Source organism: Finegoldia magna (genome assembly GCF_018371055.1).
Lineage (GTDB): Bacteria > Bacillota > Clostridia > Tissierellales > Peptoniphilaceae > Finegoldia > Finegoldia magna_I.
Map to the genome: position 1 here is coordinate 1 of NZ_JAGYZD010000280.1, position 2,002 is coordinate 2,002.

The following is a 2,002-nucleotide window of genomic DNA, read 5'->3' on the forward strand; positions in this document are numbered from 1 at the left end:
ATGCTTTCCATTTCTATAAGAACAATATCTTCTTCATATATAGACACATCTGTCTTGTATTTCAAAATCATTTTTACAGAATAAATTTGCTTCAAATCTTTCTCCTCCTCAACACTCCCATATTTTATACTAATTAATTCATTGTGTAAATAGCAAAATCGAAAAATTTAGATTTTTTAGACATTTTTTAAGAGTTTATATGTTTTTCCCGAATTTAAAAGCGATAGTTCTCACTACCGCTTTCAAATTTATATATTTCAAATCTCACGCAAATTAAGGAAGGAAAAAACGTGATACCTTATTTTTATTGTAAAGTACTAAATTCAATATCCAAATCTTTAGTACTGCCATCTCTATAAACAGTTATTTTACCTTTTTGTTGCGGTCTAACTTCAAGCAATGCTTTCTTCAAAGAACTCATTGTGTTGATTTGTTTGCCGTTAACTTTTGTAATTATATCCCCTCTAGTTACTCCGGCTTTTTGTGCAGAAGATCCTTTTACAACTTCCACTACATAAATTCCCTTATCTATAGAAAGTTTTTGACCTGTAGCTTGTTGGAAAGTTTTCACATCAACTCCACTAATTCCAAGCTTAACTCCTTCAAAAGAACCACCAGAAACTATATTATCGACAATAGTTTTGGCTACGTTAATAGGAATAGTAAATCCGATTCCTTCTGCAGAGGCTTTGGCAGTATTTATACCGATTAGTTTGCCTTCTTGGTCGAAAAGTCCACCACCACTATTTCCTGAGTTTATAGCAGCATCTGTTTGCATCAAACCATCCATTTGTAGACCATTTTGTAAAGTGATTGTTCTATCTTTTCCTGAAATATAACCACTAGTCAATGTTGATTGCAAATCCAATCCCAATGGATTTCCAATTGCAATCGCCTTATCTCCTATTTGAACCTTGTCGCTATCTCCCATTTCAACTGGTTTTAATCCAGTCATATCAGTTTTAATTACTGCAAGGTCTAGCGTTGTGTCATACCACAACAATTTTGCAGATGATTTCTTGCCATTTGTAAGTAAGACTTCTATTTTTTCTGCCTTTCCATCTTGTACAACGTGTGCGTTAGTTAGAATATATCCATCTTGGCTAACAACTACACCACTTCCAACACCTTCTACAACTCTGCCTTGGAAAAACATATTTTCTTGAACACCTACAGTTGTTATACCAACTACAGAGTCCAAAGATTTCTTGGCTACGGCATTTTCTGTGGATACACTATTGTTTTTTATAGAAATAGTACTACTTTCGACTTGACCATTTTTGTTAATAGTCTCAGTAATACCAGTCATATTTTTTGCTACGAAATAGCTCATAACCAAAGAATAAATTAATAAAAATATTGTAAGTGCTTTTAACCAACCAATTTTGGGTTTATTCTTAGCTATTTCTTCTTTTATCATATTTTCGACTTTTCTTTCGCTCAAGCCGTCTCTTCTTTTTCTTATATAATCGTTGTAATCAGAGTATGGGTCTCTGTCCATATCTACACCTCCATATTTTATACTTATACTTTATCAAGCAAATGTGTTTGAACTGTGAGTAAAACGTCGCTAAAGTTTACGAAAAATCAAACTTTATATTTGAATTTTTGTAAACATTAAAAAATCCCCGTATTAATTTCTAATAGAAATTAAATACGAGGATTCGATTTATTTGTTAGGGTTTGGCGTATTGATAGATAAGCCTTCTAATTGCTCAACAGAATCCATGAACACTTCACTAATAGTTGGGTGAGCGTAAATCATTGCTGACAAACCTTCAACTCCAACGTTATTGTTCATAGCGATTGCTGCGAAGTGAATTAATGTGGATGCATCGTGACCAATTATGTGGCAACCTAAAATCTTAGATAAATCTTTTGTAGCAACTATCTTTACAAAACCTTCTGTAGCATTCAAACTCAATGCCTTACCGTTAGCTTGATACATAAATTTGCTTGTTACATAATCGATGTTTTGTTCTTTTGCTTTTTCTTCAGTTAA

1 protein-coding gene and 1 pseudogene are annotated in these 2,002 nt (G+C 32.8%); both read right to left on the reverse strand.

Annotation, left to right across the window (positions count from 1 at the left end; translation table 11 throughout):
* Window positions 1-304: 304 nt before the first annotated feature.
* Complete coding sequence (locus KHW44_RS09060) at window positions 305-1,501, reverse strand: S1C family serine protease (RefSeq protein WP_304068703.1); 1,197 nt, start codon at window positions 1,499-1,501, stop codon at window positions 305-307.
* Between the two features lie 168 nt (window positions 1,502-1,669).
* Window positions 1,670-2,002: pseudogene (locus KHW44_RS09065) on the reverse strand (dihydrolipoyl dehydrogenase); the annotation flags it as partial.